This is a genomic window from Flavobacterium rhizosphaerae (assembly GCF_046000445.1).
GTDB classification, from domain to species: Bacteria; Bacteroidota; Bacteroidia; order Flavobacteriales; family Flavobacteriaceae; genus Flavobacterium; species Flavobacterium rhizosphaerae.
Genome location: NZ_JBELPZ010000006.1, coordinates 60,312 through 60,792, shown reverse-complemented (window position 1 = coordinate 60,792; position 481 = coordinate 60,312). Strand labels below are relative to the sequence as shown.

Genomic DNA, 481 nt, shown 5'->3' with positions numbered 1-481 from the left:
GCTACTGTTTCAGATCTTATGGCTACAGGTACAGATGTAATGTGGTATGCTGATGAAACCGGTGGTTCTCCACTTGCTTCTGATGCCTCAATTGCTACAGGTACTTATTATATATCGCAAACACTTAATGGCTGCGAAAGCCTAAGGGCTGCCGTTGCTATTACTGTAAATGTGACTCCTGCACCAATGGCAGATGCACAGGCATTCTGTGACAGTGCTACTGTTTCAGATCTTATGGCTACAGGTACAGATGTAATGTGGTATGCTGATGAAACCGGTGGTTCTCCACTTGCTTCAGATGCTGCACTTGCTACAGGTACTTACTATGCATCGCAAATGATGAATGATTGTGAAAGCCCACGCGTTGCTGTTGCGGTTACTGTAAATGTAACTCCTGCACCAACGGCAGATGCACAAACATTCTGTAATGATGCTACTGTTTCAGATCTTATGGCTACAGGTACTGATGTAATGTGGTATG

At 44.3% G+C, this 481-nt stretch carries 1 protein-coding gene; it reads left to right on the top strand.

Annotated features, from left to right (window positions below):
* Nucleotides 1-481 (top strand): Ig-like domain-containing protein (locus tag ABS766_RS07735; RefSeq protein ID WP_457809842.1); only part of this gene is annotated, 481 nt, incomplete at both ends.